Source organism: Nocardioides furvisabuli, assembly GCF_021083185.1.
In the GTDB taxonomy this organism is placed as follows: domain Bacteria; phylum Actinomycetota; class Actinomycetes; order Propionibacteriales; family Nocardioidaceae; genus Nocardioides; species Nocardioides furvisabuli.
The window spans coordinates 275,129-301,998 of the sequence record NZ_JAIGQB010000004.1 but is presented as its reverse complement, the minus strand read 5'-3'; the positions used below and the strand labels follow the sequence as shown (position 1 = coordinate 301,998).

The following is a 26,870-nucleotide window of genomic DNA, read 5'->3' as shown; positions in this document are numbered from 1 at the left end:
CAGGAGGCCCCGGCCTCACACCGCCGGCCACGACAGCGGCGGGGCGATCATCCCCTCCTCGGTCATGAGCGCGAGCGCGTCGGAGACCAGCCCGGGGGCCTCGGGGTGCTCGCCCCAGAGCTCCTGGGCCCGGGCGACGAGCTCGCCGGCGGAGCAGGGCACCTCGAGCGCCAGCCAGATCAGCACGCCGAGCCCGGCGAGCACGTGGACCCGGTCGTCGACCATCAGCACCAGCTCCTCGTCGTACTCCACCGCGTCGCGCCACGGGGCGCGGGTCCAGGTGTCGCCCGGCGGGGCGGGTACGGCGGCGACGCCGGGGTGGTGCAGCCGCGGGGCGGGCGGCTGGCCCTCGACGTCGAGCAGGTGGACCAGGTCGCCGATCCAGTCCGCGAACTCCCGGTAGTGCAGCGCCCAGGCGCCGCCGCAGGCGTCGATCGTGTCGGCCAGGCGCAGGATGGGGTGCTCGAGGAGTGCCAGCGACGAGCTCTGGGTCACCATCTCGGCGATCGCGTGGGCGGGCGCGAGGGGCACCAGGCCGTCGTCGTCCTCGCCGCGGTGCAGGAGCACGATGCGGTGAAGCCAGGCCTGCGCGGGCGGCTGCACGAGCCCGAGCTCGTCGGGTGAGAGCGACTGCTTGAGGTGCGGTGACCCGCCGGCGGGGATGACCGACAACGGCTTGGGGTGGGGGTGCACGGCGAGGGTGTCGTCGATGGACGTCGTCTCGTCGGTGAGGTAGCCCAGCCGCCCGGCCAGCTGGCGTACGGCGGTGGTCTTGCCGGCCCCCGACGCCCCGACCAGCGCGAGGGCGCGGCCCTCGCGGTCGGCGACGGCGCCGGCGTGCAGGTTGATGCGCTGCCCGGCGGTGGCCTCGAGCGCGGCCATGGTGACGCGCGAGGTGATGGCGTAGTCGTGGACGTCGTCGTCGGTCCCGTTGCCGGTGAGGTCGGTGAGGTCGACGACCGCGACGGGCGCGGCGTCGGTGAGCGCGCGGCTCCACTGTCCTCGCAGCCGGCCGACGGCGTCGCCGGTGACGGGGATCCCGATCGGCACCCCGAGAGCCGCCACCACCACGGCCGGCGGACCTGCCTGTGTGCTCACGGCGCCCACTCTAGGGTGGTGGTGTGGGCTGGATGCGTGATCGCCGGATGCTGGTGGTCGCGTCGGTGGCGTACGCCGTCGGGCTCGGGGTGCTGGTGGCGGGGCCCTGGGGCGAGGACCTCAACGACCTGACCGTCCGGTGCTACACGTTCCTCCGCTACGACTGGCCGCTCGCCCCGGAGTGGGCGCTGCCGCACCACTACGGCGTGCTGCTCAACGTGGCGCTCTTCGTGCCGGTGGGCGCGCTCCTGGTCGCGCTCCTGCGGGGCAGGTGGTGGACCGCGGTGCTGGTGGCGGGGCTGTGCTCGGCCGTCATCGAGGTCGTGCAGTCGCGATGGCTCGAGCGGGTCGGCAGCGTCGACGACCTCGCCGCCAACACCGCCGGCGCGGCGCTCGGCGCACTCGGCGCGCTCGCGCTCACTCCTCGCAGACGACGCCGATCACGACGAGCTGGTCGACCAGCGTCGCCACGTCCTCGCTGATGTCCTCGGGGGCGGCGTCGGTCATCGAGGCGGCGGTGGCGGTGACCTCCGCGAGCGTGCCGCCCTCGGCGAGCGCCAGCCAGACCACGCACCCGGATCCCTCGAGCAGGATCGGCGGACCCTTGGGCAGACGGGTGAGGTAGGCCGTCGGCACCTCGCCGCCGTCGAGGTCCTCCTCGCTGACCCACGCGATGTCGTCGGCGATGCGATAGCGGAGCTCGCTCACGTGCGCCTCACCCGGCTCGAGAGCTCGGTGACGGCGCGTCGCACCCGCAGCCGCTGACGGGCCCGCACCTCGGTGCGGGTGGGTGCGCGTCCGAGCTCCATGCGCAGGTGGTCGCGGTTGACCCGCATCGCGGCGGTGAGCAGGTCGGCCTTGGCCCGCACCGTGGTCGCTGCGGCCAGTCGGGCGCGCCACTCGTCGAGCCGGCTCCCGCCCTGCGTGACGTGGCGCCAGAGCAGGTAGGTCGGGTCGCCGCGGTGCAGCTCGAGCTCACCGATGCCAGCGGCCAGCGCGACCTCGGCGCGCAGCTCGGCGGCGAGGGCGCGTACGGCGTCCTGCTCGTGCGGCTCGGCGCCGCTCCACGCGTGGTCGAGGTCGGCGGTGCCGCCCGAGCGCGCGGAGTGGAGCACGAGGATCAGCCGCTGGGCGGTGCGGTCGGGCACGTGGCAGTCGCGGTGGGCGATGGGGCGTACGACGCGGTCGCGGGCGAGGACGTCGAAGGCCCGCTCGGCGTCGACGGTGACCCCGGGCCAGCTCACGTGCACGTCGACCCAGCCCCAGTCGTCGTGCCACCAGTTGGCGGCGTGGGCGAAGACGGACCCGGTGGCGAAGCCGGTGCGCTGCTCGAAGCCGACCGACTCCACCGCGGCGACCAGCCGGTCGAGGTGGCTGGGACGGACCAGCACGTCGACGTCGCTGGAGTGACGTCCCTCGGCGCGCAGCCCCGGCAGGACGGCCGGTCCCTTGAGGTGGAGCAGGTCGATGCCGGCGTCGTCGGCGAGCTTCTGGACGACGGCGTGGGCGAGGTGGACACGTGCGGCGATGGGTGCCGCTCGCACGTCCGACTCCTCGCTCATGCGGCCATCGTGCCAGCCGCGCCGCGGCGGGTGTCGGCGAATCGACCGGGCGGTCGCGGTGTACGGCCTACACTCGCGGGCATGACGTTCGGGGACTTCGTTCGGCTGAGCCGCGCCTACGTGTGGGTGTTGATCGGCTGCACGATCCTCGGCGCCCTCCTGATGATCGGCAAGACGACCCGTGAGCCGGTGCTCTACTCCGCCACGTCGTCGGGGCTGGTGCGTGTCGGCCAGGCCACCACGGCCGGCGAGGAGCAGGGCAACTCCCAGCTCGCGGAGGACAAGGCCAACCTCTACGCGTTCCTCGTCTCCACCACCCCGGTGGCCGCGCAGGTCGTGGAGGACCTCGACCTCGCCATCCCGCCGAGCGCCATCGCGGGCCGTTTCTCCGCCTCGGTCGACGCCAACGTCAACTCGCTCACCGTCTCGGCGATCGGCAGCACGCCCGAGGAGGCGCGCGACCTCGCCAACGCGGTCGTCGAGGCGGTCGTCGTGGTGGCCCAGGAGATCGAGACGGGGGAGCAGAACCCGAAGGAGCCGCCGCTCACGCGGATCATCCCGCTCGAGCAGGCGCAGCTGCCGGGCGCGCCGTTCACCCCCGACTACCGCGGCGCAGCGATGAAGGGCGCGATCGGCGGCCTCGCGCTCGCCTACGCCTTCCTCATCGGTCGCCGCCTGATCGACCGCCGCATCCGCTCGGCCAAGCACGTCGAGGACGCCACCGGCGCCGCCGTGCTCGGCATCATCCCCAAGGAGGATTCGCTGGGTCGCGTCCACCGCGGCGTGCGCGGCGACCTGGGCCGGGCAGCCGAGGCGTTCCGCCAGCTGCGCACCAACCTGCGCTTCGTCGACGTCGACAACGAGCCCCGGCGCATCGTGGTCACGTCCGCGCTGGCCGGGGAGGGCAAGTCGACGGTCTCCTCCAACATCGCCCGCCTGGTCGCCCAGGCCGGCACCCCCGTCCTGCTCATCGACGCCGACCTGCGTCGCCCGATGATCGCGACCACCTTCGAGGTCGACGGCGCCGTCGGCCTCACCCAGGCGCTGGCCGGCGACGTCGACGTGCGCGAGGTCATCATCGAGTCCGGCATGGCCAACCTCAGCCTGCTGCCGGCCGGGCGCATCCCGCCCAACCCGAGCGAGCTGCTCGGCTCGATGCGGATGAAGCAGTTCGTCGACGAGCTCTCGGTCGACTACCTCGTGATCCTCGACGCTCCGCCGCTCCTGCCGGTGACCGACGCCGGCCTGCTGTCGGCCTTCTGCGACGGCGCCCTGCTGGTGCAGGCGGCCGGCAAGACGCAGATCGAGCAGAGCCAGCAGTGCCGCCGCATCCTCGACCAGGTGGGCAGCCGCCTGCTCGGCGTCGTGCTCAACAAGGCGCCTGTCAAGGGTGCCGCCGCGATCGCCTACGGCGGTGGCTACGGCAGCTACGGGGGCTACGGCGGCTACAAGGCGGAGTACGCCTCCCGCGAGGCGTACTCGACCGCGGGCAAGGGCCGGCGGCGCAAGCAGGCCAGGAGCGAGGCGAAGGCCGAGGCCAAGGCCGACGCCAAGGCTCAGTCAAAGGCCGAGCCGAAGGCCCAGTCGAAGACCGACTCGACGACCCGGTCCACGACCGGGGCCACGACCGAGGCCAAGCCTGCGAAGGCGGACGTGCAGGAGAAGGCCGCGAAGTCCTGACCCCCGCCGGGGACAGGGTCAGTACGCCCCGCGGCTGGCCAGCACGGCGGTGACGGTGCGCGCCAGGATCAGCAGGTCCTGGACCATCGACCAGTTGTCGACGTAGTAGAGGTCGAGGCGCACGGTGTCCTCCCACGAGAGGTCCGAGCGACCGGAGACCTGCCAGAGCCCGGTCATGCCCGGCAGCACGTTGAGCCGGCGCAGCATGTCGTCCTCGTACTTCTCGACCTCGGAGGGCAGCGGTGGACGCGGGCCGACGAGGCTCATCTCGCCGCGTACGACGTTCCACAGCTGGGGCAGCTCGTCGAGCGAGAAGCGGCGGATGAAGCGCCCCGGCCGGGTCACGCGCGGGTCGGTCGTCGACTTGAAGAGGACGTGGTCGGACCGCGGGTCGAGTTCGGCGAGGCGCTGCTCGGCGTCGACGGACATGGAGCGCAGCTTGAGGCAGGTGAACTCCACTCCCTCGCGCCCGACCCGGGTCTGGCGGAAGAGGGCCGGTCCGCCGTCGTGACGCTTGATCCAGATCATCAGGAAGGCCAGCAGCGGCCAGACGAGGGCGAGGATGGTGAGCGCGCCGACGACGTCGAAGACCCGCTTGGCGTCGTTGGTGGCCAGCTGTGAGCGTGAGCGGCCCAGGTGCATCAGCGGCAGGCCGGCCACCGGGCGGATCCGGACCCGCTCGCTGGAGACGTCGGTGACGTTGGGCGCCACGATGATCTGCACGTTGGCGTGGTCCTCGAGTTCCCACGCCAGGCGACGCAGCGCGGTGGAGGAGCTGACGGCCCCGGCGGTGAAGAAGACGATGTCGGGCGACAGCTCGTCGACGACCGCTCGCACGTCCTCGCTGTGGCCGAGGACCTCCAGGCCGGTCGAGGTGCGCGCCAGGCCGGCGTAGTCGCTGGGCACGAGGCAGCCCATCACGGAGTAGCCCAGCCACGACTCGCGCGCCAGCACGGTGTGGATCTCGCCGATGTAGCCCGGCGTGCCGACCAGGATCACCTTCTCGTTGAAGTGCCCGGCGCTGCGCAGGCGCTGGATGATCCGGCGCGAGATGAGGCGACCGATGAGCAGCAGCAGCACGCCGATCGGGAAGAGCAGGACGAAGAAGCCCCGGGAGAGGGGGTACTGCATGAGGAAGGCCATCGTGGCGACCAGGGCCGCGGTGAAGAAGGACGCGTTGACGACGAGCTTGAACTCCTCGGTGCCCGCGCCGAAGACGTGGCGCTCGTAGGTGCCGAAGATCGAGAGCATCACGATCCACGTCGCGACGAAGAAGCCGCTCGCCAGGACCGTGTTCTCCAGGACGTCGCCGGAGGTGGTGAAGATCGGCAGCGTCAGCCGGAACCGGATCGCCATCGCGGTCGCGGCGGTGATCATCACGAGGTCGATGACGCCGATGAACCACGGGAGGAGCCGGGTGCCTTCGGGTCGCACGTCAGAGCCTCCTGTCCTCGTGCAGTGCGATCGAGCGGATCCGGTCGATGAAGCGGGTCTCCCCGAACTCCTCGGCCCTCCTCGTGAGTGTGTCAGGGTCCCAGCCGTGGTGCTCGGACTTCTCGAGCGCGGCGGCGATCAGCTCGGGCTCGGGGCTGTCGAAGAAGAGCCCGGTCTCGCCCTCGACGACGGTCTCGAGGAAGCCGCCGCCGCGCAGCGCGACCGACGGGACGCCGAACGCCGCAGCCTCGAGCGGGGTCAGGCCGAAGTCCTCGTGGCTGGCCGCGACGAGCACGTCGGCGCCGGCGTACACCGCACGGAGCTGGGCGTCGCTGAGCCCGCCGAGCAGGCGCACGTTCGCCGGCAGGGTGGCGCGCAGCCGTGCCTCCTCGGGGCCGCGCCCGACGACGACGAGGCGCCGACCGGTGCCGCGTACGGCCTCGATGACGGCGTCGACGTTCTTGTAGGGCAGCAGCCGCGAGACCACGAGCGCGTAGCCGGCGTCCCAGCCCGCGAGCTCGGGCACCGGCTCGCGGGCGGCGGAGGCGTCCATGCCGTGTGGCGGCGGCAGCAGCTCGGCGTCGCGACCGTACGTCGTCGCGATCCGCTGCTGCACCACGCGGCTGTTGGCGAGGTAGACGTCGACCTGCGCCGCCCGGTCGCGGTCCCAGCGCTTGAGCATCGGCCGCATCGCGAGCAGGGGCGGACCGAGCGGGGAGCGCCACGCGGTGCCGCCGAGGTACTCGTCGGTCTGGTAGAGCCAGCGGGCCGGGTTGTGGCAGTAGACGACCGTGCGTCCTGGGGCGTCGAAGCCGTGCGCCCACCCGCTGCTGGAGGCCACCACGACGTCGGCGTCGACGCGCATCCGGGAGGAGGCGGGGGCGAGGAGCGGCAGGGCGAGGCGGTGGTCGCGCCGGAAGGCGCCGATGCGGTTGAGGGGCGAGGTGCGGATGTCGGCGCCGGCGAAGTCGGGGTAGGTGCCGTCGGGGTCGTAGAGGGTGGTGTGGACCGGCGCCTCGGGGAAGGCGCGCATCAGGCTCAGCACCACGCGCTCGGCTCCGCCGCGCTGGGTGAGGTAGTCGTGGGCGATCGCCACGCTCGCGCGCGTGCTCATGGCACCCCCAGGTCCGTCAGCAGTCGCTCCACCCGCGACCGGCCGGCCTGCGGGGAGAACTCGTCCTCCCAACGCTGCCGCGCCCGGTCGGTCACGAGCCGCACCTCCTCCGGGGTGGCGGCGAGCGCGCGGGCGACGACCGCTGCGAGGTCGTCGGCGTCCCCGGCCCGGGCGACCCAGGGGTGCTCGGGTCCGGCGACCTCCGGCAGCGCGCCGGCGTCGGAGACGACGTAGGGGGTGCCGGCGGCCATCGCCTCGGTGGCGACGAGTCCGAACGACTCCGCGACCCGGCTCGGGAACACCGCCAGGTCGACGTCGGCGAAGAAGGCAGCGGGCGTGACCCGGCCCAGGCGACGTAGGCGGTCGCCGAGCCCGGCCAGTGCCTCGGCGACGGGCGCCTGCTGCTCCGCGGGCACCCAGCGGTCGTCGCCGGCGACGACGAGGGTGGCGTCGGCCAGCGCGGGCGCGCCGAGTGCACGCGCGACGAGGTCGGCGCCCTTGTCGGTGGAGAGCCGGCCCATGAAGCCGACCCGGCGCTGCGACCCGGCGCGGGCCGCGGGCTCGACGGCGTCGGTCCAGTTGGGGAGCACCTCGGCACCCGCGACCTGCGAGGCGAGGAAGCGCGAGGGCACCAGCACCCGCTGCGCGCCGACGCGCGCCGCGGCGAGGGCGGCGCGCTGGGCCCGCGAGCGGGGCAGCTGGTGGAGGTGGACGACGCGGCGGCGGTGACCGGCGGTGGCGAGGGAGGGCACCAGCCCGTGGCACCACAGCAGCCCGGTGCGCTCGCGGCGGTCCCATGCGCGGAGCCGGTGGAGGTGCTCACGGCGGCCGTCCGCGCGGAGCGCCACGACCTCGGCGCCGACCGCGGCGGCCGCGTCGAGCACGTCGGTCGGCCGGTCGGGCGCGACGACGACCACGCGGCGACCCAGCGCGACCAGGGCCGCGGCGCAGCGGACGAGCACCTGCTCACCGCCGCCGAGGTCCGCGTTGTTGGCGGCGAGGTGGATCGGCTCAGGCATCCGGTGGGACCTCGACGGGTGACTGGAGGACGTGCCCGAGGGCGAGGGCCACGGCGACGCCCATCGGGGTGTCGAGCAGCACCTCGCCGAGGGTGATCGCCATGACGCCGATGCCGATGATGGCGCCCTGGGCGCCCGCGGCCACCAGGTCCCCGGCGCGGGCCCGGTCGGAGAGGCGGACGAAGGCGAAGACGAGCAGGGCCAGCACGAGGATCAGCGCACCCCAGCCGCCCTCCTGGCGCACGGCGAGGTAGCTGTTGTGGAAGAAGAACTCGAGGTCGCGGATGTTGACCGTCGCGGTGCCGGGACCGTTGCCGTGCCATGGCGCCGCCGCCAGCTCGACCTGCTCCTGCGCGATGATCCGCTGACGCAGGTTGTCGCTGCCCGAGCGGTCGGAGAAGGGCCCGAAGGTGGTGAGGCCCTGCGGGATGTTGTCGACGAGCCAGACCAGGCCGGCGGCCATGGCTGCACCGCCGAAGGTGCCGAGCCGGCGGCCCAGCAGCACCCAGACGCCGACGAAGACGCCCGCGAGCAGACCGGTGCGTGAGAAGCACAGCACGAGTCCGACGACCATCGGCACGGCCACGGCGACCCGCACCTTCGTGCGCTCGTCGCAGAAGAAGACGGCCAGCGTGCCGAGCACGGCGATGAAGTAGGCGCCGGCGTTGGGGTCGCCGAGGAAGCCGGTGAGCCGGCCGGCGTAGGTGTTGCCGCCGACACCGACGATCGCCAGCGCGATCACCGCGATGAGCCCGGTGGCCAGGCCAGCACCCACCGACCGCAGGGACAGCCGTCCGGTGCCGCCCGCCCAGATGAGACCGGCGACGATCGCGACGTGACCGACGCGGCGGGTCCACTCCACCTGGTTCGTCACGCCGGAGTAGAGGAGCAGGGCGAGGAGGGCGCCGAGGACGAGGACGACGAACGCCGGCAGCCGCGCCCCGCCGCGTGCGGGACGGAAGAAGCAGAGGCCGACGAGGCCGGCCATGGCGAACTCGTTGATCGGATAGCCCGAGACCTCGACCGTGCGCAGCGGGAGCAGGGCCATCAGTGCGAAGTCCGACATCCGGATCTCGCGGTCGGCCTGCTCGGCCTTCTCCAGGGTGCGGTCGGGGAGCTCCCACGGGGAGTCGGTGCGGCTCATCGCCCGGCTCCTGCCGCGGCGTACGTCGTCGCGATCCGCGCGCACATGTCGTCGACGCCCGGCCAGCCGTCGAGCCCCGGTCGTGTCGTCGGGTCGAGGCCCTGGCGCTCGAGCGCCTTCGCGACGGCCACGGTGTCGCCGGCGTCCACCAGCGAGGCGGACGGGAGGATCTCGGGGTTGCCACCGACGTCGCTGGCCACGACGCCCATGCCGCGTGCGGCGGCGTCGAGCAGGGCGTAGGAGCAGTTCTCCCAGACCGAGAGCATGGCCAGCACGTCGTGCTCGGCCATCGCGGCCTCCGGGTCCACGAAGCCCGGCATCGCGACCACGTCGCCCAGCCCGAGCCGCTCGACCTGCGCCGCGAGGGCCTCCTGCTCGGGGCCGGTGCCGGCCAGCGTGAGCCGGGCCTCGGGGCGGGAGCGGTGCAGCTCGGCGAAGCCCTCGACCAGCGCGGGGAGACGCTTCTCCGGTGACAGCCGCGCGAGCGACAGGATGCGCAAGCCGGGTGCCCTCGGTGGTCGAGGTGCGAGCGCAGCGGGCCTCGACACCACGTCCACCCCGTTGGGGACCACCGTCACCGGCACCCGCGGGTGCCACTTCTCGCGCATCGCGTCGGCGGTGGCGCGGCTGACCGCGATCGCTGCGGCGAAGCGGCGCAGCCGCAGCGTGTGGACGCCCCGCATCACGCGCGCCTTGGCCCCCGAGCGGTGGTAGACGACGTCGTCACGCGCGATGCCGTGCTCGGTGGTGACCAGCCGCGGCCCGCGCCGGGAGGCGAGTGCGACGACGATGTCGGCGTAGGACAGGTGGCTGTGCACGACGGCCGGCTGCTCGCGGCGTACGACCTCGCGCAGCGAGGCTGCGGACGCGCGGAGCCCGTGGTCGGGGCCGAAGGGGGCCTCGACGACCGTCGCGCCGAGGTCACGCAACCGCTCCGGCAGCGCACCGGGCGGGGCGAGCACGACGAGACGCCAGCCCGGGATGCCGGCGCGCGCCACGTCGAGGACGTGGCGGGCCACCCCGGCCAGGTCGCTGACCGGGACCACCCAGAGCGCCGTCGGCGCGGAGGAAGGACTCAGAACCACTGCTCCAGCCGCTCCAGGGCGATCCAGAAGCCCTCACCGTCGTTGACGTGACCCTGCCAGATCTCGGGGATGAAGCTCACCCCGGGCGCCATCGCGTCGAGCTGCTGGGCGAGCACGGCCCAGTCGATCTCGCCGTCGCCGACCTGCACGCCCTCGCCGTCGACACCGGTGGCGTCGACGAGGTGGAGGTGCTCGGTGTGCGGTGCGAGCAGGTCGGTGGCCTCGGCGAACGACATGCCGAGGTAGTTGGCCGACAGCTTGGAGTGCGACACGTCGAAGCACAGCCGGCGGTCGTGCTCCTCGGCGAAGGCGGCGGTGTCGCGGGGGTCGACGAAGAGGTTGCAGTAGAGCTGGCCACCCATGTACCACGGGTAGGGCGGCAGCGTCTGCGCGCAGAGGCGTACGCCGGAGTCGTCGACGCGGGCCAGGCCCTCAGCCACCCGGGCATACATCTGCTCGCGCTCGGCCGGGGCGACGAAGGCGTCGGTGGTGAAGCCGCCGAGGCTGGCCACGATGACCGGCCCGGCGCTGTCGGCCCGCGCGTCGGCGCCCTTCGTGAAGTGCTGCTGCATCTCACGGGTCGTGTCGACCACGCGCTGGAGCTCGCGGATCGAGCGCTCCCAGTGGGCGTCGTCCTCGGAGGCGAGGTTGAGCAGGAAGTCGCCGGCGAAGAGGTCGGGGGAGTGGGTGGTGAAGCCCATCGGCAGCCCGCCGGCGTAGGTGGAGAAGACGTCGGCGACGGGGAGGTCGAGGTCCTTGTAGGAGAAGTGGAACTCGAGGAAGTCGGGCGTGGTGTCCTTCGTCATCGCGTCGATGTCGTGGTAGCGCACGGCCAGCCCCCACGGGCGGCGGAAGGAGTAGTCGCGCCCGCGTGGTGCGGCGTCGCCGAGGTCGGTGGCGTAGAAGAAGTCGCCCGGGTCGAGCGCCCGCGAGGTGGTGCGTCCCACCAGCTTGTCGTAGGCATTGGGCTGGAGGCCGCGGCCGGGGCTCTTGATGTCGATGTCGGCCGGCGCGAGGGTCTCGCCGACCTCGATGCGGCGCGTGGCGACGAGTGACTTGGCGAGGTTGACCCGGTTCATCATCTCGCCGGTGGAGACGGCACGGGGCGCGTTGGTGCCCAGCGCCTCCTCGACCTCGCGGACCCGCTGCACCATCTCCTTGAACTCGTCCGGGAGCAGGCTGACCTTGTGGTCGTTGCCCTCGAGCCCCCGGTCGACGGTGAAGTGCTTCTCGATGATGCGCGCGCCCAGTGCCACGGCTGCGACCGGCACGTGGAAGCCGCGCTCGTGCCCGGAGTAGCCGACCGGCGCCTGGGTGAGCTCGGCGAGGCGCGTCAGGTAGGCGAGGTTGATGTCCTTGAAGGGCGCCGGGTAGGTCGACTGGCAGTGCAGGAACGCGTGGGCGACCCCGGTGCTGCGGACGACGTCGACGGTCTCGCGGATCTCGCCCTCGGTGGACATGCCGGTCGAGATGACCATGGGCGTGCCGCTGGCGGCCATGTGGCGCAGCAGGGCGTGGTTGGTCATGTCGGCCGAGGCGACCTTGAGCGAGGGGATTCCGTAGTCGACGAGCCGGTCGACGCTGACCGGGTCCCACGCGGTGCACATGACGTCGATGCCGACGTCCTTGCAGTGGTCGAAGACCTCGAAGAGGCCGTCGGCGCCGAGGTTGTACTTCGCGAGGAGGTCGAGGGTGTACTGCGGGCCGAGGTCCTCCCCGCCCGAGCCGGACGCGCCCTGGCGGTAGACCGACTCCATGTCGCGCAGCTGGAACTTCACGATGTCGGCGCCCGCCTCGACCGACAGGTCGACGAGCTGCTTGGCCAGCGACACGTCCCCCTGGTGGTTGATGCCGATCTCGGAGATCAGCAGCGCAGGGGCGTCGGGGGCCACGACATGGCGCCCGATGCGCAGCTCGTCGGCGCGGTTGATCGCGATCGCGACCAGGTGGCCGCGGTCGTCGACGAGCGCGACGTGGTCGATGCCGGAGCCGAAGGCGTGGCTGATCTCGGCGGGGGTGCTTGCGACGGGCAGGCTGCGCGGTGAGGTGTTGGCCGCCTCGATCGCCGGGACGTCGACGGTCAGGCTCGCGGCGCCGCTGACCCAGCGGCGGAAGTCGCCGTCGGACAGCACGCCGTCGAGGTGCCCGTGGGAGTCGACGAGGAAGATCACCCGGGCCTTGTTGGCGGTGATCTTCTCCAGGGCCCGCAGCACCGGGTCGCCCGAGTAGACGACGTAGGGCGTGAGGTCACGCTCGATGATCACGCGGGGGCCTTCCGGTCGAGGTGCGGTCCGCACCACCGTAACCAGCGGACGGTCTCCGCGTGGTGACACCGCTCAAGGTGCGGCCAACAACCGCGCGGCGAGCGCGACGTCGAGCTCGGTGTCGATGTCGATGCCCTCGTCCTCGGCCATCACGAAGAGGCCGATGCGACCGCCGAGGCGGTTGTCGTGGCGCTCGTAGACCTCGGTGCGGGTGACGTAGAGCGAGCCCGTCTCGCGGTAGCGCCGGGTCTGGTCCGTCAGGTCCTGCCGACGCGGCCGGGCCGCGACGTCGTACGCCGCCGTCGGCGGGTCGCCGGCCTGCCAGACGAAGGGCGGCTGCTCGACGACGCCGACCATCGAGTCCACGCCGGTGGCGGCGAACTCGGCCAGCGCCCGGGCGAGGGTGTCGTCGTGGCGGACCGGGGAGGTGGCCTGGAGCAGCATCACCGTCTCGGGACGCCCGCGCTCGGTCGTCACCTGGTCGATGGCGTGGCGCACGACCGGCTCGGTCGGGGTGGTGTCCTGGGCGAGCTCGTCGGGGCGCAGCCACGGCACGCGCGCGCCGGCCGCGCGGGAGACCTCGGCGATCTCCTCGTCGTCAGTGGAGACCAGCACGTCGAGGTCCGGCACGGCGAGCGCCTGCTCGATCGTCCAGACGATGAGCGGCTTGCCGCCGACGTCGAGGAGGTTCTTGCGCGGCACGCCCTTGGAGCCGCCGCGGGCGGGGATCACGCAGAGGGTCACGACGCCGCCCCGGTCACGATCTCGGCGATCCGGCGGGCCGGCTCGCGGGCGGGACGGGCGGGTGCGGGCGTGGGGTCGTGTCCGAGACCGTGCATGGAGTAACGCTCCCAGAACTCGCCCAGCCAGGCGGGCGGACGGGGGAAGTCGACCCACGCCGCACGACCGCGGGCTGCCGCCTCGAGCACCCCGGTGGAGAAGACGCTGACGATCGGCGCCTCGAGGTCGACGAGCGGCACCCCGCTGGTGTCGACGGTGATCCCGGCGCGGCGGTAGCCCGCGAGGACGGCGCGCGAGGTGACGTCACGCTCCGACGGGTGCGGACGGTAGGTCGCGCCGTGTGCGCGGCAGGTGCCCAGGGCGGCCTGCGCGAGCCGGGCCCGCGAGATCTCGGCGGCGTGTCCCTGACCGAGGTAGGTCAGCGGGGCAGCGTCGCCACCGGTGGTCGAGGAGCGCGCCCTGACGCCCGTCACGAGGCCCCCGGCCACCCACAGCAGCTGGCTGCCGACCACCTCGACCTCGACGTCCTGGCGCCCGGCCGTCCAGAAGGCGCCGTCGGCCTCGCTCCAGGAGAGCAGCCGGGCGGCGCGCGGCAGCGGGGGAGCGTACGGCGTGAGCGCACCGTGCTGGGAGACCAGGAAGGGCAGGTCCCGGTCATCGGCGACGGCGAAGGCCGCCGCGCCGATCTCGGTGTAGTGGCCCGCGGCGAGGACCGCGCGCGACGTGACGAGGTCGGCCAGGTCGGACAGCGCCACCGTGCGCCGACGGTGGGTGGCGTACGCCTCCGGGGCCTGCCAGCCGACGGGGGCGACGATCGTCGTGCGCCCGGGCTCGAGGTGGTCGAGCGGTGCGACGACGGCCCGCGCGACGCTCGCGTGCGTGGCCTCGACCGCCACCAGCAGGTCGGCGTCCGGCCCGGGCGAGAGGAGGTCGACCTGGGTGTCCGCGGGGGGCCGCAGCCGCGCGCGCATCGCCCGGGTTGCGCCGCGGACGGGGTGGCGCGACTCGTGCCAGCGTCGCCAGGCGACGAGGTCGGCGGGGTGCCTCAGACCGTGTCCCATGCGCCCTCCAGGACCGCGACGCGGTGGTCGAAGGTGTGCTCGGCCAGCGTCCGGGAGCGGGCCGCGGCGCGGATCGCGTCGGCCCACGCGGCGTCGGCGACGGCGCGTCGGCACAGGTCGAGCAGCTCGTCGGTGCCGTTCCACGTGAGCACCTCGGTGCCGGGGTCGTAGAGACCTGCGACGTCGGGGCGGTCGATCAGCTGCACCGCTCCGACACCGGCGGCCTCGAAGGTGCGCATGGTGAAGCCGTCCTGGTCGCCGTGGAGGTTGAGGGTGGCCGCCGACGCGGCCATGACGTCGTACGCCCCGGCGCGCGACACGTCCCGCTCGGCCGGCACCTCGGGTGAGCCGACACGCCACGTGCGCAGGCGGTCGACCGGGTGGGCGGACCAGTCGCGGCCGTAGGCACGGATGGGCACGCGCTGCGCGTGCAGGCCCGTGAGCACGTCCTCGCGGGCTGGATACCGCGCGCCGATGAAGCTGACGTCGCCGGTGCGTCGCTGCGTCGGCGAGGGGACCAGCCGGTGGTCGAAGGCGAGGGGAAGGTGCCGGGCATCGAGGCCGGCAGAGGCGAAGGCCGCCGTGTCGTGCGCGGAGTACGTCGCCACGGGGCCGACTCCCGCCAGCCGGTCGAGGCTCCAGCGGGTGCGGCGGACCTCGTCGTAGAGCCACGTCACGCGGGGGAGGCCGGCGATGCGGTCCCAGAACTCCTGCCCGAGGGTGTCGCCCTTCACGACGACGACGGCCTGCGGACGGCTGCGCCCTACGGCCGCGACCGCACCGGCCGTCTCGTCGCGGGCCAGGCGGCGCAGGGATCCGGCGCCGAGCCGCCGCGGGAGCTGGTGGCGCACCTGGTGCCACGTGCGTCCGGCGAGCCCGCCGTGGTCGTCGTAGAGGTGGGTGGACACCACGTGCCCCCGCTCGGTGAGCGCACCCGCGATGGCCGAGTGGTAGCCGTGGAAGCCGGGGCTGACCAGCAGGACGCGCACGGGCCTCACAAGGCCCGCCGAACTCGACAGCTCAAAGCGGTTGCCGCACAACTGCTCATCGCATCCCTCTGCTCGAGTTTGTCCCTAGGATCAGCTGCGTGACTGATGACCTCGAGGGACAGCCGGCCATCTCGATCGTCATTCCCCACTACGGCGACCCCGCAGTCACTTCCGCCCTCATCGTAGGACTCCGTGCGCAGATCCTCCGCCGGCAGATGCAGATCATCGTCGCCGATGACTGCTCGCCGATTCCGTTTCCCGAGCATGAGGGTGTCGATCTCGTTCGCCTCCCGGTGAACCGTGGCTTCGGCACCGCCGTGAACCGGGGAGCGGAACTGGCTCAACATCCTCTCCTGATGGTGCTGAACAGTGACGTCGCTCCAGAAGAGGACTTCATCGAGAGGCTCGTGACGGCGGTCCAGCCCCACCTGCCTTGCATCGCCTCGCCGAATCTCGTCGAGGGTGATCGACGCGGCACGACCGCGTCCTCCCACTTCCCATCTGCTCGACCACAGTTCCTCAACGCGATGATGCCTGTGTCGGCGTGGCGCAACAGGCGACCGCCTCGGACCCCCAGCGCGACACTCGAGGACAAGATCGCATGGGTGGCGGGCGCCTGCATGTTGTTGCGCACCGAGGACTTCCGCAGGGTCGATGGCTTCGATGAAGGCTTCTACATGTACAGCGAAGACATCGACATCTGTCGTCGGTTGGCGGACGTCGGGGTTCCTTCCTTCCACGCGGAGGACGTGGAGCTCGAGCACGTGCACGGAGGGTCGACAGACCCGTCCAAGGTCAATGTCTGGGCGGCTGCCTCCCGCTTTCGCTACGCCGAGAAGTGGGGATTTCGCCGCCGGCTCGCAGCCGGCCTGGCAACAGCTTCGATGGTGAACCTGGCCTACAACGGGCTGCGGCGCGCCACCGGGCGCGACGTGCGCCCCCTGGAACGCGTGATGTACGAGTGGTCGATGCTCAGCTACGGCTGGAGACGACGGGATCCGCGCGACGACCGCTGATTCATCGGAGGATCGGTCGCGCGGGGATGCCCCCAACGGTTTGACCGGGAGCGACGTCCCGAGTGACCACAGCGTGGGCACCGACCGTCGCGCCGTCTCCGATCGTCACGCCGCCCAGCACGACGCATCGCTGGCCGAGGAACACGCGGTCGCCGATCGAGATCGGACCGGTGCCGTGCACCTGGTGCCGGTCGTCTCGGCTGTGGTCGGACGACCCGACAAAGACGCCGTCGGCGATGACGCAGTCCGACCCGACGGTGACAGGGTCGAGGGCGTGGAGGTGCACGTCGTGGCCGAGGTAGGTGCGGTCGCCGATGCGGAGGTCGCCGCCGCCGGGCTCGCTGGCGAGCCAGGCACCCTCGAAGACGGAGCAGCCGGCGCCGAGGTGGATGCGCTCGACGCCCTGGAGCTTACGGGGGCGGACGATGACCGTGCCGGCGCCGAGGGTGCCGAAGGCGCGGCGGTAGACGAGGTCAGTGGCGAGTCGGCCAGCGCGCCAGCGGAGGCCGGGGCGCGCCTCGGCCAGCCTGCGCGTGATCGTCACGGCGGCCACTCTAGTGAGCGGTGCCTGCTCAGGGAGCCGGACTGCCGAGACGGCGGGCCTCGACGAGCTTGCCGGCCTCGAAGGCCACGAGGGTCAGCCACATGCGGCGCTGGTCCGCGCTGCCCCTCCAGGGGAACTGCTTGAGCAGCAGGAGCTCGTGGCGGATCCGCCGCGGCACGGACTTCGGCACCACCTCTGCGGGGCGGAACTTGGCGTAGAGGGTGGCCGTGCCGCGCCCGGAGTTGTACTGCTGGCGCAGCACCCCGCGCAGGTCGGTGCGGATCCGGTAGTGGAGCAGGGCGTCGGGCACGTAGGTGAAGCGGTAGCCGAGGTCCCACGCGCGCCATGCGAAGTCGATCTCCTCCGCGCCGGCCGGGTAGTTCTCGTCGAAGCCGCCGACCGCCTCCCACACCTCGCGGCGGAGGCCCAGGTTGCAGCCGATGCCGTACGTCCTGCCCTCCCACGTCTCGAAGAGGCCGGTGGTCCGCTGCTCGATCGGCACCCACGTGGCGGACCGTCCCGACAGCGCGGTCGTCTCGACGGGGCCGCTGACGAGCGGGTGCTCAGCCAGCGCACTGGTCATCGCCGCGACCCAGCCCGGCGACACCCGGTCGTCAGCGTCGCACACGAGGACGACGTCGGTGACGGCCGCCTCGATCCCGATGTTGCGAGCGACCGAGACGCCTCGGCCACGGGAAGCGTCCACCCGTCGCAGCCGGGGGAGCCGGTCGCTCCACGACCCGACGACGTCGGCGAGGTCGTCGGTCGATCCGTTGTCGGCGACGACCACCTCGAACTCGGGAGCCTCGACCTGCGCGGACAGCGCGCTGAGCTGCTCACCGATGACGTGGGCGGCGTTGTAGGTCGGGATGACGACGGTGCACTCGGTGAGGCCGTCTATCTCTTGGTCCACGATGCCAATCGGGCGCGCGCTCGCTTTGCGTGCGGGACGGTTGCCGGTGGCAGGTATCTGATCCACCGGTAGGTCTCGTGATGAGCGGGTGATAGCACGAGCAGGTCGGCCCCCGCGACCGACTGGATCTCGGACGTCCAGCGGGACGTCTGCCTGGGGATGGCCCGGACATACGGAGCCGGGTCACCCCACGTGGCGTAGAGCTTCTTGGAGCTCAGGACGATCGGGTGCAGTCCATCGGATGCGACCGCTTCCCAAACTGCCGCCGCGACGCCGGGAGTGTGGGTGGCACGGTAGTCGTCGAAGGCCACGACGCCGGCCTCCGACAGGAGTGTCTTGGCCGCCTTGATGTCGCCGACCACCTGGTCATAGAGGTGGGACGCGTCGATGTGGACGAAGCGGACGCTGCCCTCGGCAACGTGGTCGACGATGCGCTCGCTGAAGTCCTGCACCACACGAGGGAGGTGCGCGTGTATGCGCGTGTAGTTCGCCTCGAAGCCTTGCCTGCTCAGGCCCGGGTAGGAGACAGCGTTCTCCTCGAGGTTGCCGGCGTCGTCGGCCTGGGCCTCGAAGAGATCAATAACCGTGAGTTCCTCGCCGTCCTCGAGGTGGTCGCCGAGGAGGACTGCCGACTGGCCCATGTAGGCGCCGAGCTCGGCGATGTTCCCCGCGCCCGAAGCGGCACGACCCGCGGTCAGGAACCAACGGAACAGCTCTCGGTCCATGGGGTCGAACCATCCGGGGATGGAATCCAGATCGTCGTCCGTCACCGTCACGCCGCGAAGTTTGGCACACGCTTGGCGTCGCCGCGGCCCTATCCTGTCGCGGTGCCTTCCCCCGTTCGACTCGCGCAGCGCGCCAAGCATCGCTCGATGTTGTTGGCGAAGGATGCGCGCGCCGCGAGGGACGCGGCCTCCAGGCGGTGGGGTCCGTCGGGGAGCAATGTGCGCAAGCGAGTTGCACAAGGGATGGAACTTCCCGTCCGCCCGGCTCGCCAGCGAGCTCCGGGTTCGGTGTGGGCAGTTGCGATGGTGAAGAACGAGGCCGACATCATCGGTCAGACGATCGACCACCTGCGTGGTCAAGGGGTGGACGGCGTCCTCGTCGTGGACAACGGGTCCACCGACGGGACGCGTGAGCTCCTTCGCACAATGGCGGACGGAGCGTTCCTCCATGTCGGTGACGACCGTGAGCCGGCGTACTACCAGGCCCCGAAGATGCAGTTCCTGGCGCGTTGGGCGGCTCGACAGGGTGCCGACTGGATCGTGCCGTTCGATGCCGACGAGTGGTGGTTCGGGCCGCACCTGTCGCTGGCCGAGACGCTCAGGGACTGCAAGACGCCTATGGCCACCGCCGTCATCCACAACGTGTTCCCCGAGCCTGGGTCGTCCGAAGCCGTGGCCTCGGGTTGGCGCGTGGACACCGATCCCGCGCGGCTGGAGAAGGTTGCCTACCGCACCCACCCACTGGCAGCGCTTCACCACGGCAATCACGGTGTCTCGCGACCGGGACGAGTCAGCCAAATTCTCCGGATCCTCCATGTCCCGTGGCGGAGCGAGCAGCAGTTCCGCTCGAAGATCGCGACCGGTGCCGCTGCGCTCCGCCTTGCTGGTCCCAGGGCGCCGGGGCCAGGCGCCGATCACTGGCGAGACCTCGACGGCCAATCCGTCGATGAGCTCGGGATCATCTGGCGCGAGATGTTGGACGGTCATGGGCACCCCATGCTCGAGTGGTCGCCGACCGGAGAGCTCCGACCCATCAGGATGGCCTCCTGGCTCGGTGGTTGGGACCCAGACAACGTGCTGGGTGCGTGATGGGGCACTCTCCCGTCTCGCTCGCGAAGGAGGTCAAGCACTGGGCCTTCGTCGTTCGGAAGAGATCTGCGCGCAGCGCCAGACACCTCAAGTTCGAGGCGGCCACCGTCGCCTTCAAGAAGACGGATGAGTTCTGGGCGTACAAGTTCCGTCCGGCGCGCTACGCCGACACGTTCCTTGCGCGCGATGTCGAGCCGACCAAGAGGAGTGAGTTCCCCGCCCGTGCCTTCGTCATCTGGGCAGGGGACAACGACCTGACGCCGAACCGACAGGCGAACCTCGATCTCATCAGTGAGCGGATCGGACTGCCTGTCGAGCTGGTGACGCCCTCGACCCTCGAGCGCTGGCTGGTCCCCGGGCACCCCCTGCCGAACGCGTACGAGCATCTGTCGCTCATCCACCGGTCCGACTACTTGCGCGGCTATCTCATGCATCACCACGGCGGTGCCTACCTCGACATCAAGGCGCCGCTCCAGTCGTGGGGCCCGAGCCACGACCGCATGGCGGCCGATCCGCAGGCGTGGGTAACGAGCTACTCCTCGAGTCACGCCAACTGGATCGGCAAGCTGCGAGGTCGGATCGGACGCGACATCCTGGTTCACTACCGCCTGATGTTCGGCAAGAGCGGCTTCATGATGCGCTCCCACACTCCGCTCACCGCCGCTTGGCTCGCGCAGATGGACACGGTGCTAGATCGCCACCGTCTGGCGCTCGAACTCAACCCTGGTGGCACGTACGGAGGGGATGACTACCCACTGTCTTGGACTGACCTGCTTAGCCGCATTCTCGACCCGCTGACTCTCAAGTACCTCGACCACGTGCGCTACGACGAGCGTATGCTGCTCAACTTCGAGCACTACCGCTGACTTGCTCGGCCGGCGCATCGAGGCCCGGGACGTCGAGGGATCCGAGCTCGACCAACCGCGAAAACGTCGAGTTTGTGCGTCGTACTTCGTCGAATGTCCCGGTGCTGGCCACTCGTCCGTCCTCCATGAATATGAGCTTGTCGCAGTGTCGGACTGTGGACAGTCGGTGGGCGACAACTACCACGGTGATCGATCCGTGCAGGCCTTCGATGGTGTCAGTGATACTGCGCTCGGTCTGATTGTCGAGTGCCGAGGTCGCCTCGTCGAGTACTAGGAGCGCCGGGTCGCGGTACAGGGCTCGCGCAATGCCGATCCGTTGACGCTGGCCACCCGAGAGTCGCATGCCGCGCTCCCCGGCCATGGTGTCCAGCCCCTCGGGGAGGTCGGCGATCAGGTCGTTGAGCTGAGCTCGTTCGATCGCCTGCGCCAGCCGGACCGGATCGAGGTCCTCGTCGAAGGCGATGTTCTCGCAGATGCTCGTGTCCAGCAGTGTCACCTCCTGCGGCACGACTGCGACTCGCTTCTGCCAGGCCGGCAGATTGTCGAAGATGGACGTGCCGCCCGCGACTATCGACCCCTCTCGCGGGAGGTGCAGGCCCAGCAAGAGGTCGACGAAGGTGCTCTTGCCAGCGCCGCTCATGCCGATGACGGCCACCGATGTGCCGAAGGGGATGTCTAGGTTGACCCCTGCGAGCACGTCGACGTCCGGGCGGTCCGGGTAGGCGAACTTGAGATCGCGAATGCTTATGTCGCCGGCCGGGACTCGATCCGTAACTACACGGGCGATCTCGTCTGCGCGGCTTAGTCGCATCTGCCTGCTGACCTGGATCAAGTGCTCGAGGGGACCCTGTGCGTATCGGACTCCCGACAGCGCGCTGATGAGTCGGACTGAACTGGGAAGCACACGAGTGCCGGCTGCTACGAAGAGCCCCAGCAGCACGAGGCCTTCCTGCGCGCTTGCCCCAGTCGTGGCGATAGCGGCAAGGACACCTATCCCTAACACGAACGTGATCTCGAGGAAGTAGGAGGGAAGGGTGGTGAGTATCGCGGCCCGGACCCCTGCGTCAGCCCCATCCTGGCTCTTCTCGCGGAATTCCTCGACGAACCGGTGATGCGCACTCCGCAGCCGTATCTCCTTCACGGCAGTGAGGGATTGCAGGCTCGACTTCGACAACGCCTGAGACGCGATTCGCGTGCGCTCTCCTGCGTCCAGGATGCGCGGTCGGATCATGCGCTGCACCACAAAGGCGGCAATTCCGAAGTAGGCGGCAGCAACGAGCGCTATCACGGGCGAGATCACGAGAAGCGAGCCGAAGATGAATGTGATGGTGAGCAGTTCGGTCAATGCGCCGAGAGCGGATGTGAGGCCTCCGGCGTATCCCATCGCAACGGCGCCTTGGACCGTCCAGAGCTTGTCGCCAGTGTTCTGACGCAGGTGCCACCAGTAGGGGGCTGTGAGGTATCCCTCCAGAAGGCTGGTGGAAATGGCGACATTTTGCGCGGCCATGAACCGGAGCTGCCAGCGTTTGACAAGCAGGGCGGCGATGTCCTTCACGACGAAGGTCCCGAAAATGAGAAGCGCTAGGGCCAGTACGAGTGTGCGTGGGCTCGGGTTTCCGAGTAGGTCGCTGATCCAGCCCACCGCGCCAGAGTCCAGCGGCTGATTCGTCACGTACTGCATCATCGGCAGCATTGCTATGACGCCAACCATGTCCAAGGCCGCGAGAAGGGCGGAAAGCATGATCGACACCACGAGTCGTCGTCGAGTCGCGTGATCGATCAACTCGCCCGTTCCGCGGGGAACGCCGAGAATGCGCGCTGCCCGCGCGATGACTCCAACCTCTAGGCTCAGCACGGGCCCCAGTCCTCGTTGCAGCGCATGTGCACATCCTGTCACCTTGGTGACTGTCCCGCGGCGTAGTAGCGGCGCGAGGGATCTCGGCGCTACCGACCTCGGCCCATAATCGACTTGGCCCTACTCATGACGAGGTGCCGGATCCTGCCACCTTGGATGGTGACCATGTCTCGTGCGGCCCGCCAGAACCGGGCTCCCGGCCCGACCGGCCGGATGAAGTCAGGCCATGCGCGCCGAAGGGTTGCGGCACTGGTGGAGAACGCTTCGCTGTCTCCCACCCCGCCCTTGTCGCGGTGCACGTAGTCCACTGGCACCACGAGGACCCGGAAGCCAGCGCTACGGACTCGCAGGCAGTAGTCGGTGTCGTAGCCGTGGAACGCGGGGAAACTCCGCGGATCGAACTCAAGGGAGGCGAAGGCCACCGGCGACAACGCCAGGAGCAGCCCGTCCACGACGTCGACGTCAGCCGTTGCCGGACCGTAGCGGCGCCAGCCGTAGAAGTCGTCGGCGTAACCGGCGCGGTGCCGCGCATCGACCCACTGCGGCCCGAAGAGTCCCCGTCCGCCGACCGCTCCCACCACACCGACACCCGGTCGACGTAGACCATCGAGGATCTGGAGTCTTGCGTTCGCCCCGAGGGCAACGTCGTCGTGGAGGAGTACGACTCCCTCGCAGCCTGCGATGTCGCGAGCACGGGCGAGGATGCGGTTGTACGCAGCACAGATGCCGTCCGACCCCTGCTCCCGGATAAGGATGTCCTCGGACGACATCACCGCCTGCAAGGCGGGCTCGGCCACCGTCGCGAACTTCCCGCTGGGACCGATGCAGCATCCGAAGACCAACACACCGGAACTCTGGCACACGGTGAGGGACTGATTGCCCCTGCGGGTCGTCGGTCTCGACGCACGCGTTAGGTCATGATGGTGGCGTGATCCGGTTCATGGCGCCCGACCTGCCGAGCCCCAGCGGCGGCATCAAGGTGATCTACCGCTACGTCGAGCACTTGCAGGCGCTGGGCCACGACGCTCGTGTGTGGCACGGCACCTCGGGGTTCCGGTACCCCTCATGGGGTTCGACGGCCACGGTCGAGACCGGCTCGCGCCTGGAGTTCGATGCCGGTGATGTCCTCGTCATGCCCGAGACGGGCGGCTCGAAGTGGAGTTTCCTGACGGAAGGGCAGCCCGTGGTGATGCTGTGCCAAGGGATGGACTTCGTGTTCTCGAACTCCGACTTCCTGACCGATGAGCCGGGCGCATACCCGGGGTGGCCACAGGCCACCGCTGCGATCTCGGTCTCCGATGCCATCGACACGTTCCTGCGACGTGCGTGCCATGACGGCTTCCCGGTGCACAACGTGCCCGTGCAGATCGAGGACTGGTTCCAGCCGACCACGAAAGAGAGGCGCATCGCACTGATGCCGAGAAGGCGTCGTGAGGACCTGCTCGGCGCGGTCCAGCTCATCCGCCGCTCCGGACGGCTCGGGGACTGGGAGATCGTGCTGATCGACGGGATGACTCAGCAGCAGGTCGCCGACGAGCTCGGCCGTGCTGCGATCTTCCTCTTCGGCGCCGAGCGCGAAGGTGTGGGTCTGCCCGGAGCCGAGGCGATGGCCTCCGGCTGCTATGTGGTCGGTTTCACGGGAGACGGTGCGAAGGAGTACATGCTCCCCCAGCACTCCTCCGTCATCGCGGACTCCGACGTGGTCGACATGTGTGACCGGACGCTCGAGGCCATGGCCTGGTTCGAGGAGGATCGGGGGCTGTTCGACCAGCGTGCGGCACAGGCGCGTGAATGGGTGCGGCATCGACACAGTGGCGAGGTGGTGCGAGAACGACTGAGAACCGCGTTCGACGCCATCACTGCTCCTGGCTCGTCTTCGCTGATACCCGTGCCGACCGTCCTGCCGCACTACCAGTCACACGCGCCGGCCTCCGATCCGTACAACCGGGCGAGGATCGCCACGCGCAGGATCGGACGCCGCGTGGTGGGACGGCTGCAGGGGCACGTCAGATGACGGGTGCTGATCGAGCGCGGTCGGCCGTGAACCGGTCGATCGGTCCAGTACTGACGGCGCTGCGTCGGAGGCGGGCGTCGCAGGTCGTCAACTGGACACCGGAATTCATGGGGTTCGGGAACCAGCTCTACCTGTGGGCGTGGGCACATGCTCGTCAGGGATGTACACCGCCACATCGGGTCCTGATCGTCGAGCGGAGCCGCTACTGGCTGCCGTACTTCCCCGCGGTCCGTCCGCACCTCGTCGAGAAGTCGGACGTGTCGTTCTGGGACGCCCGCGAGCACTTCTACGCTTACAAGGAGGAGCACTCCGGCGACCCGAGGGGTTACACCGACGAGTCGCGCGCCGCCTTCATTCGTGACTGGATCCTCACGAGCCCTGCTCTGGAGGGCGCCGAACGCGGGCCCCTCGCCGAGGACGGAGTGCTCACCCTCAACCTGCGCCGTGGCGACTTCTACGACAATCCGTGGTTCCTGCCCGAATACGGGTTCGACGTCGAGGGCTATGTTCGGGTAGCAGTGTCGAGGGCGATCGCTCAGGACGGTCCGGTTCGTCGCATCCACGTGGTGTCGGACGACCTCGCATGGTGCCGGCAGCACTTGGACTTCCTGGCCTCGTACGCCGACGAGGTGACGGAGCCTGATCCGTCCGCGCGACCCATAGATCACCTCCGCGACGTCATCTCCTCCCGCCGACTGCTCATCGCGAACGGGACCTTCTCGCTGTGGGGTGCCGCCATCTCACGGGTGCTCCTGGACGCACCCCAGGACACCGTGTGGGCGCCTGCGTTCTTCCAACGCCGCTACGGAGCTGGACGGTGCGCGGAGTACGACCAGGACTGGAGCTTCGTCGACGAGCTCCCTGGTGGCTGGCAGCCGAGCTGGCTGCTCGATGGTCTCGAACGCGACCCCGAGCGGAGCGGGAGCAGCTAGCATCCGGGCAATGGAGCCCACCTCGTCATCGCGTCGCTCGCCGCGGAGTGTGTCCAGCGCCGCTCGCCATGCCCTGCGGCTCACATACGGCGTGGCCAAGACAGTCGGGGACTCCGTCATGCGCCGTCAGGTCGTCACCACGCGCTGGGTGCCGTCCGAGGACCGCTGGCACTACAACTGGCCAGAGGGCCGCGTGGCCGATGAAGGCCGTTGGAAGGACGCGCAAGGGTGGGCGACCCGTGGGTTCTACTACGGCATGGACGACCTCTTGTTCAGTCGCTATCGGCCAGGACCGGGTGATGTCGTGTTCGACGTCGGCGCCGGTGATGGCGGTGAGACGTTCTACCTGGCGAGGATGGTCGGTCGCTCCGGGCGTGTGATCTCGATCGAGGCGGCGCCAAGCCCTTTCCGCCGTCTCACCGACCTGGTCTCCCGCAACGACTGGCCGCAGGTGACCCCTCTCAACGTCGCCCTTGCTTCCGCCCCGGGCACCCTGTCGATCAGCGACGACCCCGAAGGGTGGGTGGCTGGCAACATCTTCGAGTCCGACGGCTCCGTCGAGGTCAGGGCGGAATCGTTCGACGATCTCTGCGAACGGCTCGGCATCGAGCACGTGCATTGGGTGAAGATGAACATCGAGGGGGCCGAGAAGGATGCACTGCGCGGCATGGAGCGAATGGCCCCGCACATCCAGAACTTCACCATCTCCTGCCACGACTTCCTCGGCACCGAGTGGGGTCGCTCGAAGGAGGAAGTGCTCGCATGGCTAGAGGCCCATGGCTTCACTTCCGAGATGCGCGGTGAAGGGGACTTCGTGCAGCAGCTCTACGTGTACGCCTGGCGGTGAGCGATGCACTGGCGCGCGCGCAAGGCGCTGGACCGCCTGCAGGACCGGTGGGTGCGGCAGGGGCCGCGCACGGTGTTGTGGACGCAGCCCACCGCTCACCTCGGCAACTTCCTCTACGACTGGATGCACGCCTGGGACCAACGCCGGCAAGGGGTCGACATGGTCTGCCTGCGAACGCCGGCGATGGACCGGTGGTTGCCGGTGTTCGGGGAGGCGGCCACCGAGCTCCTGGTCGAGCCTGACGACGTACGCCTCACCGATCGTCGGGAGAAGGGCTTGCACAATGAGTTCGGGCCGCACTTCGACGAGCACGTCCTGGCACGCTTCATCAAGGACTTCTTGGAGCCCACTGGCGTCCTGGACATGAACCGGGTGCCGGAGTCGCTGAGAGTGCGCGAGGAGGACGTCGTGATCAACGTCCGGCGCGGCGACTACGTGACGAATGAGGCCAACTGGCGCAACTACGGGTTCGACGTCGACGACTACCTCCGTGTGGCCCTCTCGCGAAGCGTCGACGTCGGCGGCCCGGTCCGGCGCATCCTTGTCGTCTCCGACGGGATCGCGTGGTGCCGTCAGCACCTCGCGTGGCTGGCGAACCATTGTGAGGTGCTCGACTTCGAGGACTCGGGTCAGCCGCCGGAGGTGCACCTTGCGCTGCTGGCCAATTCGAGCCGGCTGATCCTGGCCAACTCGACCTTCTCCTACTGGGGCGGGTACATCAGCTCGTGGAGGACCGGCGCCCCAACACAGGTCGTTGCTCCGTGGTTCCACATCCGCACGGACCTGGGCGGTGCCGCGTGGCAGCTTGATCCGCGGTGGACCATCGTCCGAGACATCCCGACCAACTGGGCGCTGCCTGACGTCGTGCCGGGCTGACG

Annotated in this window: 26 protein-coding genes; 9 read left to right on the top strand and 17 right to left on the bottom strand. The window is 70.3% G+C overall.

Annotated features, from left to right (window positions below; translation table 11 throughout):
* Window positions 1-15: 15 nt before the first annotated feature.
* Entirely contained in the window at window positions 16-1,098 is a 1,083-nt protein-coding gene (locus tag K4G59_RS10580; protein ID WP_231250931.1) for a P-loop NTPase family protein, read from the bottom strand.
* 32 nt (window positions 1,099-1,130) lie between these two features.
* Here K4G59_RS10580 and K4G59_RS10575 point away from each other — a divergent pair, with 32 nt between their 5' ends.
* A complete protein-coding gene (locus K4G59_RS10575; RefSeq protein WP_231251094.1) occupies window positions 1,131-1,580 on the top strand; it encodes a VanZ family protein in 450 nt (149 codons plus the stop codon).
* Here K4G59_RS10575 and K4G59_RS10570 read toward each other — a convergent pair.
* Together K4G59_RS10570 and K4G59_RS10565 are read right to left on the bottom strand one after the other, a co-directional pair.
* Window positions 1,516-1,806 (bottom strand): PqqD family protein, encoded by a 291-nt coding sequence (locus K4G59_RS10570; protein ID WP_231250930.1) that lies wholly within the window; start codon window positions 1,804-1,806, stop codon window positions 1,516-1,518. The genes K4G59_RS10575 and K4G59_RS10570 overlap by 65 nt on opposite strands.
* Window positions 1,803-2,660, bottom strand: a complete 858-nt coding sequence (locus tag K4G59_RS10565; RefSeq protein WP_231250929.1) for a nucleotidyltransferase family protein — start codon at window positions 2,658-2,660, stop codon at window positions 1,803-1,805. The genes K4G59_RS10570 and K4G59_RS10565 overlap by 4 nt, the downstream gene beginning before the upstream one ends.
* 81 nt (window positions 2,661-2,741) lie before the next feature.
* Between K4G59_RS10565 and K4G59_RS10560 the strand changes: the two genes are divergently transcribed.
* Window positions 2,742-4,340 carry a tyrosine-protein kinase domain-containing protein gene (locus K4G59_RS10560; RefSeq protein ID WP_231250928.1) on the top strand — a complete coding sequence of 533 codons (1,599 nt, stop codon included), beginning with the start codon at window positions 2,742-2,744 and terminating at the stop codon, window positions 4,338-4,340.
* Between the two features lie 18 nt (window positions 4,341-4,358).
* Here the strand turns inward: K4G59_RS10560 and K4G59_RS10555 are convergent, their stop codons facing one another.
* The 9 genes from K4G59_RS10555 to K4G59_RS10515 all read right to left on the bottom strand — a co-directional run bounded on the left by K4G59_RS10555 (window position 4,359) and on the right by K4G59_RS10515 (window position 15,191).
* Window positions 4,359-5,774: a sugar transferase gene (locus K4G59_RS10555; RefSeq protein ID WP_231250927.1), complete on the bottom strand. Its 1,416-nt coding sequence runs from the start codon at window positions 5,772-5,774 to the stop codon at window positions 4,359-4,361.
* Between the two features lies 1 nt (window position 5,775).
* Entirely contained in the window at window positions 5,776-6,888 is a 1,113-nt protein-coding gene (locus K4G59_RS10550; RefSeq protein WP_231250926.1) for a glycosyltransferase, read from the bottom strand.
* Complete coding sequence (locus K4G59_RS20110) at window positions 6,885-7,907, bottom strand: glycosyltransferase family 4 protein (RefSeq protein ID WP_269209954.1); 1,023 nt, start codon at window positions 7,905-7,907, stop codon at window positions 6,885-6,887. The genes K4G59_RS10550 and K4G59_RS20110 overlap by 4 nt, the downstream gene beginning before the upstream one ends.
* On the bottom strand, window positions 7,900-9,051 hold the full coding sequence (locus tag K4G59_RS10540) for an O-antigen ligase family protein (RefSeq protein WP_231250925.1): 1,152 nt from the start codon (window positions 9,049-9,051) through the stop codon (window positions 7,900-7,902). Before K4G59_RS10540 ends, K4G59_RS20110 begins: the two co-directional genes overlap by 8 nt.
* On the bottom strand, window positions 9,048-10,136 hold the full coding sequence (locus K4G59_RS10535) for a glycosyltransferase family 4 protein (RefSeq protein ID WP_231250924.1): 1,089 nt from the start codon (window positions 10,134-10,136) through the stop codon (window positions 9,048-9,050). Before K4G59_RS10535 ends, K4G59_RS10540 begins: the two co-directional genes overlap by 4 nt.
* Entirely contained in the window at window positions 10,127-12,400 is a 2,274-nt protein-coding gene (locus K4G59_RS10530) for an N-acetylneuraminate synthase family protein (RefSeq protein WP_231250923.1), read from the bottom strand. Before K4G59_RS10530 ends, K4G59_RS10535 begins: the two co-directional genes overlap by 10 nt.
* Before the next feature lie 72 nt (window positions 12,401-12,472).
* On the bottom strand, window positions 12,473-13,144 hold the full coding sequence (locus tag K4G59_RS10525; RefSeq protein WP_231250922.1) for an acylneuraminate cytidylyltransferase family protein: 672 nt from the start codon (window positions 13,142-13,144) through the stop codon (window positions 12,473-12,475).
* Window positions 13,141-14,202: a hypothetical protein gene (locus K4G59_RS10520; RefSeq protein ID WP_231250921.1), complete on the bottom strand. Its 1,062-nt coding sequence runs from the start codon at window positions 14,200-14,202 to the stop codon at window positions 13,141-13,143. Before K4G59_RS10520 ends, K4G59_RS10525 begins: the two co-directional genes overlap by 4 nt.
* Window positions 14,187-15,191 carry a glycosyltransferase family protein gene (locus K4G59_RS10515; protein WP_231250920.1) on the bottom strand — a complete coding sequence of 335 codons (1,005 nt, stop codon included), beginning with the start codon at window positions 15,189-15,191 and terminating at the stop codon, window positions 14,187-14,189. The genes K4G59_RS10520 and K4G59_RS10515 overlap by 16 nt, the downstream gene beginning before the upstream one ends.
* Window positions 15,192-15,289: 98 nt before the next feature.
* Here K4G59_RS10515 and K4G59_RS10510 point away from each other — a divergent pair, with 98 nt between their 5' ends.
* Window positions 15,290-16,207: a glycosyltransferase family 2 protein gene (locus K4G59_RS10510; RefSeq protein ID WP_231250919.1), complete on the top strand. Its 918-nt coding sequence runs from the start codon at window positions 15,290-15,292 to the stop codon at window positions 16,205-16,207.
* A gap of 1 nt (window position 16,208) precedes the next feature.
* Here K4G59_RS10510 and K4G59_RS10505 read toward each other — a convergent pair whose 3' ends face one another.
* Genes K4G59_RS10505 through K4G59_RS20485 form a run of 3 tightly spaced genes read right to left on the bottom strand, consistent with a single transcriptional unit; the run spans window position 16,209 to window position 18,440 of the window.
* Window positions 16,209-16,751: an acyltransferase gene (locus K4G59_RS10505; RefSeq protein WP_231250918.1), complete on the bottom strand. Its 543-nt coding sequence runs from the start codon at window positions 16,749-16,751 to the stop codon at window positions 16,209-16,211.
* A gap of 28 nt (window positions 16,752-16,779) precedes the next feature.
* Window positions 16,780-17,664, bottom strand: coding sequence for a glycosyltransferase family 2 protein (locus K4G59_RS10500; RefSeq protein WP_231250917.1), 885 nt, complete (start codon window positions 17,662-17,664; stop codon window positions 16,780-16,782).
* Window positions 17,649-18,440: a class I SAM-dependent methyltransferase gene (locus tag K4G59_RS20485; RefSeq protein ID WP_231250916.1), complete on the bottom strand. Its 792-nt coding sequence runs from the start codon at window positions 18,438-18,440 to the stop codon at window positions 17,649-17,651. Before K4G59_RS20485 ends, K4G59_RS10500 begins: the two co-directional genes overlap by 16 nt.
* 21 nt (window positions 18,441-18,461) lie before the next feature.
* Between K4G59_RS20485 and K4G59_RS10490 the strand changes: the two genes are divergently transcribed.
* Window positions 18,462-19,478, top strand: coding sequence for a glycosyltransferase family 2 protein (locus tag K4G59_RS10490; protein WP_231250915.1), 1,017 nt, complete (start codon window positions 18,462-18,464; stop codon window positions 19,476-19,478).
* Window positions 19,475-20,344 (top strand): glycosyltransferase family 32 protein, encoded by an 870-nt coding sequence (locus K4G59_RS10485; protein WP_231250914.1) that lies wholly within the window; start codon window positions 19,475-19,477, stop codon window positions 20,342-20,344. Before K4G59_RS10490 ends, K4G59_RS10485 begins: the two co-directional genes overlap by 4 nt.
* On the opposite strand, the gene K4G59_RS10480 is transcribed toward K4G59_RS10485, so the two are convergent.
* Window positions 20,322-22,199, bottom strand: a complete 1,878-nt coding sequence (locus tag K4G59_RS10480) for an ABC transporter ATP-binding protein (RefSeq protein ID WP_231250913.1) — start codon at window positions 22,197-22,199, stop codon at window positions 20,322-20,324. The two genes, K4G59_RS10485 and K4G59_RS10480, sit on opposite strands and share 23 nt — an antisense overlap.
* A gap of 89 nt (window positions 22,200-22,288) precedes the next feature.
* Window positions 22,289-22,996, bottom strand: coding sequence for a glycosyltransferase (locus K4G59_RS10475; RefSeq protein ID WP_231250912.1), 708 nt, complete (start codon window positions 22,994-22,996; stop codon window positions 22,289-22,291).
* Window positions 22,997-23,127: 131 nt separating this feature from the next.
* Here K4G59_RS10475 and K4G59_RS10470 point away from each other — a divergent pair, with 131 nt between their 5' ends.
* The 4 genes from K4G59_RS10470 (at window position 23,128) to K4G59_RS10455 (ending at window position 26,868) form a co-directional block, all read left to right on the top strand.
* Window positions 23,128-24,213 (top strand): glycosyltransferase, encoded by a 1,086-nt coding sequence (locus tag K4G59_RS10470; protein WP_231250911.1) that lies wholly within the window; start codon window positions 23,128-23,130, stop codon window positions 24,211-24,213.
* Between the two features lie 107 nt (window positions 24,214-24,320).
* Window positions 24,321-25,145, top strand: coding sequence for an alpha-1,2-fucosyltransferase (locus K4G59_RS10465; protein ID WP_231250910.1), 825 nt, complete (start codon window positions 24,321-24,323; stop codon window positions 25,143-25,145).
* Between the two features lie 10 nt (window positions 25,146-25,155).
* Entirely contained in the window at window positions 25,156-25,992 is an 837-nt protein-coding gene (locus K4G59_RS10460; RefSeq protein ID WP_231250909.1) for an FkbM family methyltransferase, read from the top strand.
* Window positions 25,993-25,995: 3 nt separating this feature from the next.
* A complete protein-coding gene (locus tag K4G59_RS10455) occupies window positions 25,996-26,868 on the top strand; it encodes an alpha-1,2-fucosyltransferase (RefSeq protein ID WP_231250908.1) in 873 nt (290 codons plus the stop codon).
* The last annotated feature ends 2 nt before the right edge of the window (window positions 26,869-26,870 follow it).